At 28.5% G+C, this 17,913-nt stretch carries 18 protein-coding genes; 5 read left to right on the forward strand and 13 right to left on the reverse strand.

Annotation, left to right across the window (positions count from 1 at the left end; all coding sequences use genetic code 11):
• The first annotated feature begins 105 nt into the window (after window positions 1-105).
• Window positions 106-309, forward strand: a complete 204-nt coding sequence (locus tag BD821_RS10890) for a DUF1450 domain-containing protein (protein ID WP_104410493.1) — start codon at window positions 106-108, stop codon at window positions 307-309.
• A gap of 407 nt (window positions 310-716) precedes the next feature.
• Here BD821_RS10890 and BD821_RS10895 read toward each other — a convergent pair whose 3' ends face one another.
• Together BD821_RS10895 and BD821_RS10900 are read right to left on the reverse strand one after the other, a co-directional pair.
• Window positions 717-962, reverse strand: coding sequence for a hypothetical protein (locus BD821_RS10895; protein ID WP_104410494.1), 246 nt, complete (start codon window positions 960-962; stop codon window positions 717-719).
• A 200-nt stretch (window positions 963-1,162) separates the two neighbouring features.
• The gene (locus tag BD821_RS10900; protein WP_104410495.1) at window positions 1,163-2,536 is read right to left on the reverse strand and encodes an aldehyde dehydrogenase; all 1,374 of its coding nucleotides are present in this window, start codon (window positions 2,534-2,536) and stop codon (window positions 1,163-1,165) included.
• A gap of 71 nt (window positions 2,537-2,607) precedes the next feature.
• On the opposite strand from BD821_RS10900, the gene BD821_RS10905 reads away from it, so the two are divergent.
• A complete protein-coding gene (locus tag BD821_RS10905; protein WP_104410496.1) occupies window positions 2,608-3,690 on the forward strand; it encodes an anti-sigma-I factor RsgI family protein in 1,083 nt (360 codons plus the stop codon).
• 234 nt (window positions 3,691-3,924) lie between these two features.
• Here BD821_RS10905 and BD821_RS10910 read toward each other — a convergent pair whose 3' ends face one another.
• Window positions 3,925-4,152, reverse strand: coding sequence for a glutaredoxin family protein (locus BD821_RS10910; RefSeq protein ID WP_029451083.1), 228 nt, complete (start codon window positions 4,150-4,152; stop codon window positions 3,925-3,927).
• Window positions 4,153-4,423: 271 nt separating this feature from the next.
• On the opposite strand from BD821_RS10910, the gene rluF reads away from it, so the two are divergent.
• Window positions 4,424-5,275: a 23S rRNA pseudouridine(2604) synthase RluF gene (rluF, locus tag BD821_RS10915; RefSeq protein WP_207719913.1), complete on the forward strand. Its 852-nt coding sequence runs from the start codon at window positions 4,424-4,426 to the stop codon at window positions 5,273-5,275.
• Between the two features lie 192 nt (window positions 5,276-5,467).
• On the opposite strand, the gene BD821_RS10920 is transcribed toward rluF, so the two are convergent.
• From BD821_RS10920 to BD821_RS10930, 3 genes are all read right to left on the reverse strand, one after another.
• Complete coding sequence (locus tag BD821_RS10920) at window positions 5,468-6,364, reverse strand: polysaccharide deacetylase family protein (RefSeq protein ID WP_104410497.1); 897 nt, start codon at window positions 6,362-6,364, stop codon at window positions 5,468-5,470.
• Between the two features lie 116 nt (window positions 6,365-6,480).
• Window positions 6,481-7,410, reverse strand: a complete 930-nt coding sequence (locus tag BD821_RS10925; protein ID WP_104410498.1) for an alpha/beta hydrolase — start codon at window positions 7,408-7,410, stop codon at window positions 6,481-6,483.
• An 88-nt stretch (window positions 7,411-7,498) separates the two neighbouring features.
• Entirely contained in the window at window positions 7,499-8,089 is a 591-nt protein-coding gene (locus BD821_RS10930) for a class D sortase (RefSeq protein ID WP_029451090.1), read from the reverse strand.
• Window positions 8,090-8,364: 275 nt separating this feature from the next.
• Between BD821_RS10930 and BD821_RS13485 the strand changes: the two genes are divergently transcribed.
• The gene (locus BD821_RS13485) at window positions 8,365-8,541 is read left to right on the forward strand and encodes a hypothetical protein (protein ID WP_157469587.1); all 177 of its coding nucleotides are present in this window, start codon (window positions 8,365-8,367) and stop codon (window positions 8,539-8,541) included.
• A gap of 126 nt (window positions 8,542-8,667) precedes the next feature.
• Here the strand turns inward: BD821_RS13485 and BD821_RS10935 are convergent, their stop codons facing one another.
• Window positions 8,668-9,864 carry an ABC transporter permease gene (locus BD821_RS10935; protein WP_104410499.1) on the reverse strand — a complete coding sequence of 399 codons (1,197 nt, stop codon included), beginning with the start codon at window positions 9,862-9,864 and terminating at the stop codon, window positions 8,668-8,670.
• Window positions 9,857-10,591 (reverse strand): ABC transporter ATP-binding protein, encoded by a 735-nt coding sequence (locus BD821_RS10940; protein ID WP_029451094.1) that lies wholly within the window; start codon window positions 10,589-10,591, stop codon window positions 9,857-9,859. The genes BD821_RS10935 and BD821_RS10940 overlap by 8 nt, the downstream gene beginning before the upstream one ends.
• A 356-nt stretch (window positions 10,592-10,947) precedes the next feature.
• On the opposite strand from BD821_RS10940, the gene ispF reads away from it, so the two are divergent.
• Window positions 10,948-11,424 carry a 2-C-methyl-D-erythritol 2,4-cyclodiphosphate synthase gene (ispF, locus tag BD821_RS10945; RefSeq protein ID WP_104410500.1) on the forward strand — a complete coding sequence of 159 codons (477 nt, stop codon included), beginning with the start codon at window positions 10,948-10,950 and terminating at the stop codon, window positions 11,422-11,424.
• Window positions 11,425-11,525: 101 nt separating this feature from the next.
• Here ispF and BD821_RS10950 read toward each other — a convergent pair whose 3' ends face one another.
• The 5 genes from BD821_RS10950 to BD821_RS10970 form a co-directional block, all read right to left on the reverse strand.
• Window positions 11,526-12,443, reverse strand: a complete 918-nt coding sequence (locus BD821_RS10950; RefSeq protein ID WP_104410501.1) for a transposase — start codon at window positions 12,441-12,443, stop codon at window positions 11,526-11,528.
• Window positions 12,444-12,571: 128 nt separating this feature from the next.
• Window positions 12,572-13,183: a DNA-3-methyladenine glycosylase gene (locus BD821_RS10955; RefSeq protein WP_104410502.1), complete on the reverse strand. Its 612-nt coding sequence runs from the start codon at window positions 13,181-13,183 to the stop codon at window positions 12,572-12,574.
• Window positions 13,184-13,348: 165 nt separating this feature from the next.
• A complete protein-coding gene (locus BD821_RS10960) occupies window positions 13,349-14,608 on the reverse strand; it encodes an MFS transporter (RefSeq protein ID WP_169994134.1) in 1,260 nt (419 codons plus the stop codon).
• A 226-nt stretch (window positions 14,609-14,834) separates the two neighbouring features.
• The gene (locus BD821_RS10965) at window positions 14,835-15,920 is read right to left on the reverse strand and encodes a DUF871 domain-containing protein (protein ID WP_104410504.1); all 1,086 of its coding nucleotides are present in this window, start codon (window positions 15,918-15,920) and stop codon (window positions 14,835-14,837) included.
• Between the two features lie 341 nt (window positions 15,921-16,261).
• Window positions 16,262-17,608, reverse strand: coding sequence for a PTS transporter subunit EIIC (locus BD821_RS10970; RefSeq protein WP_104410505.1), 1,347 nt, complete (start codon window positions 17,606-17,608; stop codon window positions 16,262-16,264).
• Window positions 17,609-17,913: the final 305 nt, after the last annotated feature.

The following is a 17,913-nucleotide window of genomic DNA, read 5'->3' on the forward strand; positions in this document are numbered from 1 at the left end:
AAAATATCAATATTTTAATTTTTTCACTTGATAAATGCCTATATAAATATTTATAATGTAATCATAAACATTATCTAAACTTAAGATTAGAAAGGATTTGGTATCATGATAAAAGTTTGTACCTTCAGCAGATATTTTGAAGATATGGCTTCTGCTTTAGAAAAAGAAAATATAGACTTCACTTCAAAAGAATGCCTACTAAGATGCGACCTTTGTAGAACTGTCCCCTTCGTAATGGTTGATCATGAATTTATTATAGGTGAAACTCTTGATGATTTAATTGTTAATATAAAAGAAAAACTTATTTAAATATATAAATTTACTTATAGTATATTTTATATACATATATTTTTACACTATGTATATCTGCCTATTTTTTATTCTATGTATAGTTTCATATTTTTTATCTTATGTGTAATCCTGTATCTTTATCCTGCATATAATTCCATATATTGTATAGTTTGACTAATCATACTATACAACATTTTTAATTATCAAGTGATTCTTAGACTCAGGTGGTGTTTGCTTATAAGGAATACATCTCTATCTGAGTCTTAGAAGAACTTATAAAGGGACGTAGCAGCAGTCATCCCCCACCTTGAAGAGGATAGGGGTGTTACGGATGGTAGCCATCGGATAAAAGTAATCTAAAGTTAACTTTTAATTAGTTAAGCTTTAGATTCTTAAATCCTAAATTATAATATTATTTATATGATTCATATGCTTCTCATGCTTTTTAATACCGGTAACAATTTCATTTTTATTTTTAAAGGTGCTATGTCTTCTACAATTTCAAATACAACTTCTTCTGTAATAACCTTTATATTATTATGATTAATCCAATTGCTAACCAAGATTATTATTTGTTTTTTAAATAATAGGGGTGTCTGACTTAGCACTAATTTATACATATCTTTGCTGTTACCTTCCCACTTGACTGCCCTAAGGATTCCATCCTCCACTATAGCCCTCCAATACTTACATTGATTTTAATCTTACACCATTCTTTCTTTTCACTCTTTTATTTTACTTTAATCTTATTTATATAATTTTGTTCATTATTATACTTTTCTTCTATTTTTATGATGCTTTATATGTTTTAATGCATTTATATTTTAATTTTATAAATATAATTAATGTTTTTATGCTATATATTATTTTGTTATTTCATTATTTTCTTTAATAAGTTAAATTTGTCTTTGTAGGGTGCATACCTAAAATTAATATCTAATTTACCTCTTTTTATAACTGATTTGTAGTGAGAAAAGGTTTCAAAGCTTGATTCTCCATGATATCCACCCATACCACTTTCGCCTACTCCACCAAATGGTATATAATGAGATGCCACTTGTATTACAGTATCATTTATACACGCTCCTCCTGATGTAGTATTTTTCAGTATAATTTCCTGTGACGCCTTACTCTTTGAAAAATAATAAAGAGCAAGAGGCTTTGGTCTACTATTGATTAAATTAATTGCTTCATTTAAGTTTTCGAATTCTATAATAGGAAATATAGGTCCGAATATTTCATCATTCATTATCTCATCTTCCAAGGTAAGGTTATCTATTATTGTAGGCTCAAAATATAACTCTTCTCTTATATTATTACCGCCTAAAATCACATTTCCTTTTCCTAAATAAGATTTTAATCTATCAAACTGCTTCACATTGATGATTCTAGGATAATCAGGACTTTCTTTAGGGTCTTCACCATAAAATTCTTTTATATATTTTTTAATAGCATCTATAAGTTTTGATTTTACTAAGCTATTTACAAGTAAATAATCAGGTGCCACACAAGTTTGTCCAGCATTTAAAAATTTGCCCCAAACTATTCTCTTAGCTGAAAGCTCTATATCTGCATCTTTATCAACTATGCATGGACTTTTCCCGCCAAGCTCTAAAGTAAGAGGAGTAAGGTTCTTTGCAGCAGCTTCCATAACTATCTTGCCAGTGCCTACACTTCCTGTGAAGAATATGTAGTCAAATTTTTGTTCTAATATTTCCTTAATAGATTCTCTTCCACCATCTTCATAAACTATGTCTACCTGTTCTATAGAAAAACATTCTTTAATTATCTTTTTTAATACTATATTTGTATTAGGTGAATATTTAGATGGCTTTATAATAATGCTATTTCCTGCTGCTATAGCTCCTACTAAAGGTGACATTGTAAGTTGGAAAGGATAATTCCAAGGTGACATTATAAGAACTACGCCCTGTGGATTTGGATATATATAACTCTTTGCTGGGAAATGAACTAAAGGTGTTGGTTTCTTTTTTGCCCTGGACCATTTTTCTACATTTTTTATGGCTAAATTTATTTCTTCTAGTACAAGTCCTATTTCTGTAGCATAAGATTCAAACTTTGATTTTCTAAGGTCCTTCCATAATCCATCTAATATCTCATTTTCATTAGAAGTTATTGAATACCTAAGTTTTTTTAGCAAATCAATTCTTCCTTCTATAGGAAGAGTATTGCCGCTTAAAAAATATTTTTTTTGGATTTCTATTAACTTATTTACTTTAATCATAATAATTACTCCTTTAAATCTTTGCAAATTCCCCTATTATATATTAATATTACTTCTAGAGGTGTTTATTTATGGATTGTAAATTTATGCTAGTTAAAAACAAATATAAATTCGTTTATACTCAAAAAATAATTGTGTTAGAAGATAATTTTGCTTATAATATTAAAGAGGACATCTCTTTATTTATCAAAGAATTATCTCTATATGGAGTAATTTTAAAAGACCTTTGTAAAAGCACTCCATCTTTTGATACAAAAAATTTACTTTTAAATATAAGCTTTTCTTTATTAGAAGAGAAAACTTTAACAAGTTTAATTAAAAGAAACAGATCTCTTCCTATTAAAAGTTTATCAGAATTTACTGATGAATCTCCACGATTTATAAAAAAGTGGGAAAATTATTTAATAGCTTATTATTTAATAATTTCTAACCCTCAATACAATAATATAAAAAATTACCTTAATATACAAGCAACAAATGTAGATTCAACAGAAAACATTTCTGACGAATCAAAGTTAAATTCAGATTCTAGTAAAGATAATGCTACAAGCACTGCCTTAACCCTGTATGATAAATCTCAAACTAATAACTTGTGTACAGGAATTTTATTAACATCAAATAAAAATAAGGGTATAATATTAAATTGTTATGGCGAATTTATAAGAATAAAATTACTTGAAGAACCTTCTTCTCGAATAGGATTAATTGTATCAGGTGCTAAAACAAATTCTTGGAGACTATATAAATATCCTTTATCAATAAGTGTTTTTGTGATAATCGTTTTAAGTTTAATATATCTACTTTTGCAAAATCAAATATCTACCACTATAATTTTAGAAGCCAATGCATCCTTAAAAATAAATGTTAATACGATGCATAAAGTAACTAAAGTAATCCCTAAAGATAGCAACGGAAAGGAAATATCTTCAAACTTAAATTTAAATGGAAAGTCCATTGATCAATCACTAGGACTAATTTTAAACAAGGGAAAAGAATTGAACTTCATTGAGGAAAGATCTACAATATATATTTATATAAATGGTAGTAAACTAAATGAAAAGGACCTATCCTCTTGTGAAACTTTTGTAAAAGAAAATGGGATAGATGCAAGAATAAACAATAGTGGCGAAAATCATAATATAAATCCTAAGTAGGTTAAAATAAGTTTTCTTTAGGTTAGTCTTAGCTTTAGATATCATACTATTAATTTTCTGTATACTACCATAATCCTTAGATAATTCACTATTAATTTTCTGTATATTAATATTCCTTTTTGATTTATATATAGTCTTTCACATAAATAAAATAAAGCTTATTATATTAAAATTTGAGGATAGTAACCCTTTAATGGCTACTATCCTCAAAATAAAAATATTTTTATTTAATAATTATTTATTTAATAACGCTTCAACTTCACTTTGGTTGAATCCTATAACTGTCTCACCATCAATTTTTATTACAGGAACACTCATTATTCCCATAGCCATCAATTCTTTTCTGTTAGATGGTTCTTTAACATTCTTTTCCTCGTAGCTTACATTATTTTCTTTAAAATATTCCTTTGCTGCTGAACAAAATGTGCATGTGTCAGAAGTATAAATAACAACATTTTTCATTATAATTCCTCCTTTTTTATCATCAAATACCCTTGTTAGGTATATTACTATTATACAACTATATTTTATACATTTCAATAGTCTTTTTTAATTCATAATAATTATTTGTTATCTTAATTATATGTCTATAATTATAGTTTTATCGTTATTACTTTATAATTATTAGTTTATGTTTATTATTTTATGTTTATTTAAAGATAAATATACATTATAGCTTTCTAAAAAACTTTAATATATGCTATATAAGTGAAATAAATAAGGACGTGATGAATTGAAGACTAGCACTAATACTAATTTAACTAAACATACTGCTAATAAAAAAAAGAATTCACCTAATAACAATAAAAAGATTCATTCTAAGCCTTCTAAAAATGAAGACATTAAAAAAGATTCTTTAACCCCCTCTTACATAGTTCATGATACAAAGGATAGTATACGGATAAACAAATTTATTAGCGATAGTGGGTACTGTTCTAGGAGGGAGGCTGATAGGCTTATAGAAAGTGGGAGGGTAACTGTTGATGGTGTTAAGGCTGTTATAGGTACTAAGGTTTCTACTTACCAAGAGGTTTATGTGGATAAAAAGTTAATCAATGAAAAAGAAAAGCCCATTTATATAGCTTTAAATAAACCTGTAGGTATAACTTGTACAACAGAGCCCTGGGTAAAAGGTAATATAGTGGACTTTGTGGGACATCCTAAACGAATATTTCACATAGGTCGCCTTGATAAAGATTCTGAAGGATTGATCTTTTTAACTAACGATGGTGATATTGTAAATAAGATACTAAGAGCTGAAAATAATCATGAAAAAGAATATATTGTAACAGTTGATAAGCCAATTTCTAGAAACTTTATAGAAAACATGTCTAGTGGGGTTAATATCCTTGATACCATCACCAAAAAATGCAAAGTTACTAGAGAAGGCACTTATGTATTTCGCATAATTTTAACTCAAGGGTTAAACAGACAAATTAGAAGGATGTGCAGTGCTCTTGGATATAATGTAGTTAAATTGCAGCGTATAAGAATTATGAATGTGACTTTGCATAACCTTCCTCTAGGAAAGTGGAGATATCTTACGCCTAGTGAGTTAATAACAATAAATAAACTTATATCCTAAAGTGAACTCAGAAACCAGCACAGATATTGCGTTGTTTAATACTAATAAACCTTCTTATATATTCTCCAAATAAATATTATTAAACTTTTCTACTTTTAAAAAAGCCTTAGATAAAAGTCTTATGACATCTAAGGTTTTTTGTGATTTTATTTATAAATAAATATAATTAGCATTATGCTAAAAAAATATATCTTATTTGTATTGGGCTTTTGATATTCTTTCTTTAAAGCTTTCATCTGTAATAAATGCACTTATGTACACCCTACTTAATTTAAGTGGATCTTCTTTTCCATTTCCCCAGCCTTTATCTATGGTAAATCCTAATGTGTAACCTGAGCCTTTTGTTATATTAACAATATCATCATTAAACTTCCCAAAAGGGTATGCAATACTTATAACTGGTTTTTCTATTAACTTTTCCAAGTCTTGTTTTGATTTTGTTATGGTTTCTATTTTATCTTCCTTTGATATTTCTAATAAGTTTTCGTGATTTATACTATGGCTTCCTATTTCTATACCATTTTTCGACATCTCTTTTATATGATCACTATTTAAATAATTTGGATCCTTATCTATTAACCCTGATATTACAAAGATTGTAGCTGTATATCCAAACTCTTTTAATATAGGGTAAGCATTGTCATAGTTATCCTTATACCCATCATCAAATGTAATTACAACTGAATTTTTAGGAATTGGCATGTTCTGAGTTATATAACTCTGTAGCTCCTGTAATGTAAGGGATACATAGTTATTGTCTTTCAAATACTTCAACTGGCCTCTAAACTTTTCAGGCGCTATCCGAAGCTCGTTATCCTCAGACTTTTCAACAGAATGATAATAAAGTATAGGAACCCCTACCAAATTATCCTTAAGCTCCATACCTTCAAACCTCTCTTCTAATTCTTCTTCTTTCTTTTCCTCTTCTGAGTTCTCTTGATCTTCCTCTTTACTGTCCTTTGTAGCATTAACTTTATTATTTTCTGATATATTATCGTTATTTCTAACTTTTAATATTAGTGATACAGAAAGTACACTAACAACAAATATCAAAGCTAATCCAATTATAATTTTGCTTCGTTTTTTCATATAATCACTCCAACCACTTTTTCATTTTTTTAATTGTGAACTGTCCCCAATTAACCTAGCTAAAGCTTATTAATTATGAACTGTCCCTAATTTATATATATAAATATGAATTTTTATTAATTATCTATATTATTTAAAACTTCATCCACAAACTTCATAACTTCCTCTTCATACTTAAGTTTATCCACTTCAATAGACTCTGCATGTCTTGCACCTTTTGCTATATACAGTTTCTTTATTCCTACTTCTTTTGAATTATACATATTAACACTCATATCCCATGGTACAAATCTGTCCTTATCTCCATGTATAAACATAATTGGTATGGAAGCCTTTTTAACAACCTCAATTGGGTTTACATAATCAAAACTAAATTTTGCTTTTCTTACTGATCTTTTGCTCATGAGTTTTAATATTGGCTTCAATAAAGGACTCTTTTCCTTTATCTTTCTTTCCAACAATTCATTCAAACTAGAAAAGGAACAATCTGAAATAAAAAATTTAGCATATTTATTAATCTTAGCATATTGAAGTACCGTAGCAGCACCCATAGACTCACCATGCAATCCAATTATCTCATCTTCACCTTTTTTATTTATTATCCAATTAACAAATAAATCAAGATCCTCTTTTTCATAATATCCATAAGTAGAGTATTTCCCCTCACTTTTAGAATGTCTTCTTTGATCATATATAAGTACATTCCACCCTTTTTCTAAAAACATTGATATATATTTTATTGAGCATACTAACCCAACAGTTATCCCATGTACAAAAATCATAGTTTTGTTAGATTCATTACTAGATCTTATATAAATACCCCTTAATTTTAACCCATCCTTTGATTCTATAAAAAATTCTTCCTTGTTTAATGATTTATAAAATTCATTATTTATAAGCCCTCTTTTTATTTGTTCGTTAAATATTATATCTTCAGGAATAACCTCTCTTACCACTACTTGCTGAAAATAATATTTAACTATAAAATAAATCACTAAGCATACGATCAATATAATCATTAAAATAGATAGGATAACCTTATACATATTTACTCCCCTTCCATTACATAAAAATTAACTTAGTAAATGTTTAGCCTTAGGGACAGTTCACAATTATCTTTATATCTTTGTATGCTTATTCTAATTTCCCGTTTATTATTAATCGTTTCGTTGCACCTGGTGTACATGTTACTATGGTTAATGTAGCGTCTTCAGTTTCATCTAATACTCCTACATCTTCCGGTTCTACTATCTTTTTTCCTGTAACATTATACTTGAACTCTCCATCTTTATTTCTAACTATTATTTCGTCTCCATTTTCTAATTCATCTGCTCTTTTAAAATACTCACTGTATGTGTAGTTTCTATGGCCTGCTACTGCAAAGTTACCTTTTTGCCCTGGTAAAGCTGTACCTTCGAAATGTCCTACCGCAGATTTTAAGGTTTCCATGTCACTACCTTCAGCAACAGCTGCTGTAACATTGATTTTAGGTATAATCATCATGGCTATTGCATTATCACTTTCTTTATTATGCTCGCCACTAGGTGAACTTTCTTTGCCTTCATTATTTTCATCATACTCTCCCATATCTCTTAGAGTTTCTTCAAACCTAGCTATCATATCTTTTTGTTTTTTATTTGAAGAAATTCTCATAAAAATAGCACTGGATATAATTAAAATGCCAATTACTATGAGTAGTGTCCCTGTTAATTTTTTCTTATTCATATATATCCTCCTTTTTTTAATCCTTAATCTTATTATAAATCATTATCTTATTTAGTCTACAGTTTATAGTTTTAATATTCTTGTGAACTGTCCCCAAATTATTATCTTATTCTTGTATAAAGTAATACCATTAATCAAAGTCTTAAATTTACTGGTTTTTATGCTTTTATTTTATCAAGATTAACACCTTATTTGTCCAAATATTCTTAACATTTGTTAGTTTTTATAGTATACTTAAATAAAGGAATTCTATGAAATAGTGGGGTGACTACATTATGAAAAATAATCTTATATCCGTAGATTTCCATTCAAAAAAAGTATTAGATTCTAACAAAAAGTACAAAAAGAGCATCTTTAAATTAATGTTTTTTAACATTAAAAACTTGTTTCATTTAAATTCTAATAAGAGCTGTCCACCTTGTCAAATTCATGAATTTAGGAAAACCTTATAATTTATAATTTTTCACAAAACTATATCTATAATTTTTATATATTAAAAAGCCATAAGAGATAAATTGCTTTTTTATTTCCCATGGCTTTCTAATGTTTTTTTATTTTTTATGAAATTATATTCTAAATTATGCTCTAAAAACAACTTCTTCGCGACTGAACATGAACCTTGCAAATAGTATAGAAATAACTATATAAGCTATGGTCCATCCCAATGTTGTAAGTATATGATTATAATTATAAATACCCATTATCAGTTCTTTTAAAAGACAAACTGAATTAGCTAATGGTATATGGAAATAAAAATTTTCTATACTCTTAGGATCTAACATATATGTTGCGTATACTGGTATTATAGTTATTATGGTGAGTGGTGTTAAATAAGTCTGAGCCTCCTTAAATGATCTTGCATATATACTTATAGAAAGTTCTAATGCACCAAAAACCATAGTTGTTAATATAGCAACCATACCTATTAATATCATAGCTTTTGGTTCTATACTAAAGCTTGCCGCTGAAGCATTTCCATTAGACATAAGGCCACCACTTTGTTTCATTGCAATCATAACACCTGCTAATGATGCTATAGTTGTTACCAATCCCATAACTGTAATTGCTAAGAACTTCCCCCACAGTAATGACATCCTGCTTGCCTTTGTAGTTAATAAAGGCTCTAATGTTCCTCTTTCCTTTTCCCCAGCTCCTAAATCCGTAGCTGGAGCAATTGGTCCTGATACGCTATACATAACAAGTAATAAAGGTAATAATAACGATAGCATAAATTTACTAAAGCCCTCAGACTCTTTTTCAAAAGTTTTAACTTCCAAATTTACAGGAGTTAAAAGCTCTTGTTTTATACCTCTTAATTGGAGCCTTTTTGCCACAACTTCTTTAGAATAAACATCTATATAACCTTCAACTTTAGATAATGCCATTTGAGATTGTTGACTAGAATTATCATAGGTTACTATAACATTAACCATTTCTTCCTTTGAAATTGAATTTTCAAAGCCTTCTGGTATTTCTAATGCCATAAGTATCTTTCCACTTTTCATATCTTCTTCGATGCTATCAGTTTCTATGAGATTTATTCCCTTCTGATCTTTTATGAACTGTCCCATATCACTATTTGATTTATCTGAAATAGAAATCTTAAGATTATCCTCTACTGATTTTGATGTTTTGCTTATGCTTTTACCCATAACCATAAATAATAAGGGGAATATAATAAGAGGTATTACGATACTTGATATAAGAGTCTTCTTGTCCCTAAATATATCCATTAACTCTTTTTTAAATACTAACAAGGTTATACTTCTATTCATTTTTAGAATCTCCTCCTATTAATTTAGTGAAAATGCTCTCCATATCTTGATCATTATATTTTTCTTTTAGTTTATCAATTTTACCATCTTCAACGATTTTCCCTTTGTTTATTATAACTACTCTATCGCAGAGCTTTTCAACTTCATTCATCATATGGCTGGAAAATACAATTGCTTTGTTTTCTTCTTTGCAATGGAGTATAAAATCATGTATTATTTTTGACGCACTTATATCTAATCCTGCTGTTGGTTCATCAAACAGCATAATTTTAGGATCATGAACAATAGACCTTGCAATAGCAACTTTTTGTTTCATTCCCCTTGAAAACTTACCTACTCTTCTATCTATATATTCTTGCATGTTAAACGCCTTAACTAATTTATTTATTTGTTCTTCAGCTTTCTGATTTGAAACACCATTTAATTGGGCAAAATATTTGATATTTTCTCTTGCTGTAAGCCTGTCGTATAGTCCAACTTCTCCACCGAATAATATCCCTATCTCACCTCTTACCATATGAGCATCATTCACTACATCATAATTGTTTATCCTAACTGTTCCCGATGTAGGTTTTAACATTGTTGCAAGCATTCTTAATGTAGTTGTCTTTCCAGCTCCATTTTCTCCAAGCAAACCAACAATTTCACCTTGACTTACTTTAAAGCTAATATCATCTACTGCTTTTACTGATTTAAATTGTTTACTTAAGCCAATTACTTCTACCACAAAATCACTCCTCTTAAATAAGATAAATTAAAAGACTAAAAAGTTATATTAAGGTTAAGGTAAGATTAAGGGGACGGTTCATAAGTACAATACCTTTAGTTTGTCCTTATTTAAATAACAGAAAATATAAACTAATCATCATTTCACACCTAACGCCTATTAATTCTCTTAATCATTATATCATCTATTAACAAATAACTACCAATAATTTTAATTGTAAAAATAAAAAATATTATCTTTATAATTAATAAATTCTTTATCCTCTCATATTAAGTCTTGATTTTCTTATTAATTTATGTAAAACTAAATATAAATAATTATAGGGACAGTTCATAATTTTAGTTGGGAGGGTTTTTATGCGAATTGGGTTAGGATATGATGTTCACAAGTTAGTTGAAGATAGATCTTTAATATTAGGTGGAGTAACTATACCTAATAAGTATGGATTGCTTGGGCACTCAGATGCAGATGTGCTTGTCCATGCTATAATGGACTCAATTTTGGGTGCAGCAAGCTTAGGGGATATAGGAACCCATTTTCCAGACAATAATTTAATATACAAGGACATATCAAGTTTGTCTCTTCTAAAGAAGGTTTATGATTTGATTTTAAAAAAAGGTTTTTCTATTGGCAATATAGATGCTACTATAATTGCTGAGGCGCCTAAATTATCGCCTTATATTGATGAAATGAGAAATAACATTTCTAGCATATTAGGAATAGACATTAATCAAATTAATATAAAAGCTACTACAGAAGAAGGTTTAGGTTTCACTGGATCAGGTGAAGGAATGGCATCACAAAGTATTTGTTTATTAATTAGTAATACATAAACAAATGAAAGTTTTATTTGAAAAGTATAGTTTATTTTATACTTTTCAGACAAACTTACTTTAATTATGCATTTTACTTTTTTTACTCTTTATATTTAACCTTAGAATACTTGTTCATAAACATTTTCAATTATATTCTTATATCTTATATCTTCCATTACCAATTCAATTCCATTAGAACATAATCTTGATAAATTTGCTTGAGAATTGTTAATTAAAATCTTTCCTAATTCCTTATATGACATATTACATAGATTTCTACATAATAATATAAAAATACTTTTAAATTCACATATTTCTCTGTTATTTTTTAAAAATAAAGCATCTCTTTTTAAATTAAATCTTTTCAACAATATGCTTAATATAACTAAATGTGACTTATCTCTACAAATTAAACTCCTCTCACTTCTATATTCATAGCATCCTTCTTGAAGTGTGAAATCATAATCTTCAAATTCAGTTTCACTTACATTCATTTTTAACATCAATTTATATTTTATTTTAAATCTCTTATAATTCCCAGAAACTATATTTATCATAACCTTTTTATCTAATATATTTTTAGTATCTTTTCTTATTCCAAGATAAATTCCAAGGCTAGAATAAAAATAGTTCTCTATATTATGCTTATATTCAGCAATATCCTTAGGATTATTATGTATATATAGACTTAATACTACAAGGTATCTCTCATTATCCACTATCTTGCTTTTGAACCTATCTTGAAAAAGGTGACCATAACGATTGTACTTTTTATTATAATATTGAGCATAACTTTGATTAATACCATGCATTATTTTAGATATATCCCCACCATTACAATCTATTATAATGTGAACATGATTTGACATAAGACAATACGCATACACCTTAAATCCAAACTGAACCTTATATCTTTTTATATACATCATAAATTTATCTTTATCATTATCGTCTTTAAAAAGATTTATATCACTTATACTTCTTAGCATTACATGATATATACCGTCATGGCTTTTTACTCTAGCAGACCTTGGCAAATTAATCACTCCTAAATACATATATATCTTTAAATTGTAGTTAGATTATTAACCAAATTGTAGATAAATATACAAAAGGAATTTCAGAAAACTTGTGAACTGTCCCCTTAAATTTTTATTATATACTTCTAGCCTTTTGATACATAAATATTATCCTTTATAAAAAATCTCCAATCAAAATCTTTTGCTTCTTCTGAGTAATCGATATTTATTCTCTTAGATGTTTCTATTGTAAAGTCTTTCTTTTCATTATCTAAAATATAAAAGTCTTCTCCGTACATATCAACGCCATTATCTTCCTTCGTTATGTTAAGAGCAATGCAAAGCTTTCCTGGACCATTAGTTAAATTTATTTTTTGTTTTTTAGTAATGTCATTAAAATCTTTACCATATCTTAACTTACTCATAATATCAATTCCATCTATAGGTTCTACCGCTCTAATTAAAATAGCTTCTGGATTATCTATAGTGCTTGCAACTATATTCATACAGTAGTACATGCCATAAATTAAATACACATATGCAAAGCCCCCATCTCCATACATTATTTTAGTTCTATTTGTTGCCTTTCCACTGTAAGAGTGTGCAGCCTTGTCTATAGTGCCTCTGTAAGCTTCAACTTCTACAATTTTGGCAACTAAAATATCGTTACCCACTTTTTTTACTATTAAATTACCTAAAAGTTCCTTCGCAACTATCAATGCATCTCTTCTATAAAATTCTCTACTTAGCTTTTCCAAAACATCAACCTCCTAATTTAAAAATAAAAATAACTTTAATATAAATATGTTATTCAATATCTTTTATTATACTCAATAATATAAGTTTTATTATTAATTATCTTTAAATATTGTGAACTGTCCCTATATACGTATATTATACGTACGTATATATATTATATAAGCTTATACAATAGCTGCTTTATTTGTCTTTTTTGCATATACCTTTTTATTATCGAATCCTCTAAATGATTTATAAAAATACATAGTTGCCATTATATATGTTATAGCTGTTAAAAAATAAGGTAACTCATATCCATGAGAAAAATTATTCATTATGAAACCTCCAACTATAGCACTTAGAGCTCTGCTCAGGTTGTTTGATATATTATTAACACTTGCAAATATTGACCTTTCATTCTCTTCAATTAGCTCCATTGATAGATTTCCTACTACAGGACCTGCCATGTTCATTAATCCATTCCTTATAAATAAAGCTATAGATACCACTATTATATTGGGTGGTAACGCTATAAGCATCAAAAAAGGTATAGACGCTACTTGGCACATAATAATAGTTTTTATTCTACCGTACCTAGCCGCCATATAAGGCGTAGCTAGCCCACCTAAGCCCATTGCCGCCTGTGCTAGGGCCATTATAATCCCTATCTGTTCTGTGGTAGCATTTACCTTATATTTTAGATAAACGTTAAAATATGGGACAACAAGTCCTGCTCCAAATCCTATAAGTAAGTTATAAAGTAAAAATTTCATAGGATATTTCTTTTTAGATATTTTAACCAAATCCTTTAAAAACATAGTTTTATCTTCAACAGAACAGGTTTCACTATCTTTTATAAATGCTATTAAAATTATTGACATAAGTCCAAGTGCTCCTGAAATTACAATAGCATATCTCAGCGCTTCAATGCTTCCAAATAACCTTATAAACCCCCCAGATATTTGTCCAAAAACAAAGTAACCAAACATAGTTGAAAATACATTATCTGCAAAAGAATAACTAAATAATTTTATTCTATTTCTTCCATTGCTATTTTCCATAAAAAAAGGACCTTCCGAAACCAATATAAAACTATTTGCCCCCCCCTGCAATATTGATAGTCCAAGAATCATACCTTTGGTTTGGGACATGCCTTGTAATATTATAGTTATTGGAACAATTATCATAGTTAATAATATACCTTTTTTCTTTCCTATTTTATTAACTATCATTGCACAAGGTATTGAAAAAATGGCTAGTGAAAAGGTCTTTAAACTAAGAATTAATCCTAGAAAACTTTCATCAAAGTTAAGCTCTTTTATGTATATTCCTTGCATCATATTAAATGATCCCATACATATGTAGAAAAAAGATATTCCGCCTAAATAAAGTACTGCATTTTTATTAAATTTATTTCCTGAGTTTTTAAATTGTTTCTGTGCCAATACCATCCCCCCTTAAATTCAAAAATTATAAAGCTTCTGATACTAAAGATTATACACTTATGAAAAAATAATTGGACATTTAACCTATAAGATTCATATTTTATCAAAACAGATTTAAGATTTTCTTAACTGTTACTTATTTTAAATTTAGAAATTAACTAGGGACAGTTCACATAAATTTTTATTTGTGAACTGTCCCTAATTATAATTATACCAATCATTTTTACTATTGCTCTACATCTTTAAACTTAAATTTACTTTCATCCTCTATAAAGTTTATCAAGAATAATTCTTCATCTTTAATTTTACCTACCACGTTAACTCTTGTATCTCTTGGAAGGTTTTTTTTACAAATTTGTAATTCACCTGAATATCTTAAATAATTAAAGTTATCTATAGTCACATAGCCGATTTTTCTAGGTATATTATTAAATTCATTAATTTTATCTTTTAAACCTAATTCTAACCTGGATTCTACAGATCTTATAACATCCGCCGATGCGTCGCTTCTATTAGAGTGAAAGTCTCTAAAAATAATTTTCTTTTCTACATCACAATTACTTAATACCTCTATATCAAATTCTATTAATTTTTCATTTACACTTCCTACACTTATTAATTCATCATCAGATGCTATACTATCACCAAAAAGTACATTATTTATTCCCATTGCGTATAAATGCTTAGCTGCAATCCTTGGTGATGTTAATCTGTGGATTTCTAGAGTAGGGAGTCCTTCATAAATAGGTCCCCTCTTATTAACCAAGGATGGTATAAAAGCACTTAATTCAATTTTATATTTATTTAATAATTCATTTTTTCTTTTAAATGTTTCTACAGAAATTCCAGTGTTAAGTCGTGGATAATAATTGTGGCAAGCTTGCATGTTTAAATAGTTAGGTTTAAAACTTTCAAGCTCTTTTAAAAACCTTTCTGTTACAGTACTTGCGTTTATCTCAATCTTTATACCATACTTATTGTGTGTAAACTCAGCTATATCTTCACACGGAAATCCAAAATCGATTCTTAATACATCTACCCCAAGGTCCCTAATACCCTTTAAATCTTTTTCTTTTAATTTTAAAAATTTAAATCCACTTGGTGATATATCTGCAATAACCGTCATATCTAACTCTTTTGCCCGTTTTATGACATATTTAAATTCTCCTATAACTTTTGAATAATCTGCTTCTGGTATATGTAATGAAGTAAATATCATGTTAAATCCTTGGTTTTTCGACTTCTCCATATACATTATGTTATCTTCTAAAGAATAATCCATTCCTAAAAAAACTGATATTCCTTTGCTCAAAAAAATCACTCCTATGTTTTCAAATCTTATATAATACTTTTATAATTATAATTTGTGAACTGTCCCCTTAATTTCTCTTAACTTAAATTTGTGAACCGTCCCCAATTATTTAAAAGATGTAGATCTTTTGATTCTACATCTTTTAAATATGAGTACAAACCTTAGTTATTTTTTATAATATAATGCAATATACCATTAATCATAAGTACAAATAGACTTAATCATTTTGTGTTTTTTATTTTTACAATTTTTATTTTGTATTTTGTATTTTGTGTGTTATACAAATGCAAATGTTTGAGTACATGACATTATATTTTTCGAAATTTCATACTAAAACTTAATTATTCTATTGGATCTTCAAAACCAAGTGCCATGGTAGCAATAAATCCTGCTATATAAGCGACTAACAATCCAATTAAAAATAAGATAGGCTTATTTGTAATGAGTGCTAAAGGTAAACCAGATAGCCCCATACCTGTTGATGCTACTTTTAAAAAGGCTTGTGTTGCTCCACCAAAAGCTCCACCTATACAAGCTCCTATAAACGGTTTCCCAAGTGGTAAAGTAACTCCATATATCAATGGTTCTCCTACCCCCATAAGTCCAACTGGGAGTGCTGATACTATAGTTTTCTTCAATCTTTGATTTTTAGTCTTTATAAGAACAGCAATTGCTGCTCCAATTTGTCCAGCTCCAGCCATAGAAAGTATTGGTAATAGTAAATTTTCACCTGTGGTTTTGAGTAAATCAGCATGTATAGGTGTAAGTCCTTGATGTAGTCCTGTCATTACAAGTGGTAAGAATGTCCCACCAAGAATAAATCCTGTAAATGCTCCCCCACCTGATATTGCAATTTTAGTAGCATTACCTATAGCATCAGATATAAATCCACCAAGAGGTTGTAATGCCAATATTGCTGCAAAGCAAGAAATCAATATAACTATAAGCGGTGTCAAAAATAAATCTAAAGATTCTGGTATAATTTCTCTTACCTTTTTTTCTAACCAACTTGAAAATGCAACAACTAATAAAACAGCTATTATGCCACCTCTACCTGGTACTAGTGGGTTTCCCCATAATGTAACCTTAGTAAGGTCTGGATGTGATACTATGGCCGCCATTACACCACCAAGCATTGGTGAACCACCAAATTCCTTAGCGGCATTTACACCAACAAATAAATTTAATCCGTAAAAGACAGCATTACCTGCAATTTTCAATATACCGCCTATTGGTCCAGCACCAAATCCTGGATTAAACTTTAATACAATATTTAAAATTCCTGTTACAAGTCCACAAGCTATAAATGCAGGAATAAGTGGAATAAATATACTAGATATCTTTTTAAGGAAAAGTTTAAAAGGTGTAGCATTTTTAGCATTAATCTCTTGTTTCCTTAATTTTGCTTCATCTACTTCGCCTACTTCCATACCAACAATTTGTCCAAATTCATTAGCAACCTTTGTAACTCTTCCTGGTCCTAGTACAATCTGAAGTTGATCTCCTTGTTCTACAATTCCCATAACCCCTTCTATTTTTTTTATAGCGTCAATATTAACTTTAGCACTATCTACAAGTGTAAGTCTAAGACGAGTCATGCAATAAGCAATCTGTAAAATATTTTCTTTTCCCCCAACAACATTGTTTATCTCTTGAGCAATAACTTTTGGTGAAGGTGTATTAGCCATGATAATTCCTCCTTAATATTTTTTTATTTCTAAGCATGTTAGTATTAAATCTTTAAAAATAAATTCAAACAAAAAAAGCTCAAGAAATTTATAAAATGCTATAAACTTCTTAAGCTCATGCCTGCACAACCAGTAACACGCTTTAAAATATTCACTCTTTACTTAATAATACTACATAATCAAGAAAATTCAATACCTTTTGAAAATATTGTTTGAGTCAAGTAAAAGTGGGCAACTATTTTGTTTAATTTATTATCCATTATTTTACATGAGATATTTATAATTTACCATGCCCATTTTTATTC

The organism is Clostridium algidicarnis DSM 15099 (genome assembly GCF_002934235.1).
GTDB classification, from domain to species: domain Bacteria; phylum Bacillota; class Clostridia; order Clostridiales; family Clostridiaceae; genus Clostridium_L; species Clostridium_L algidicarnis.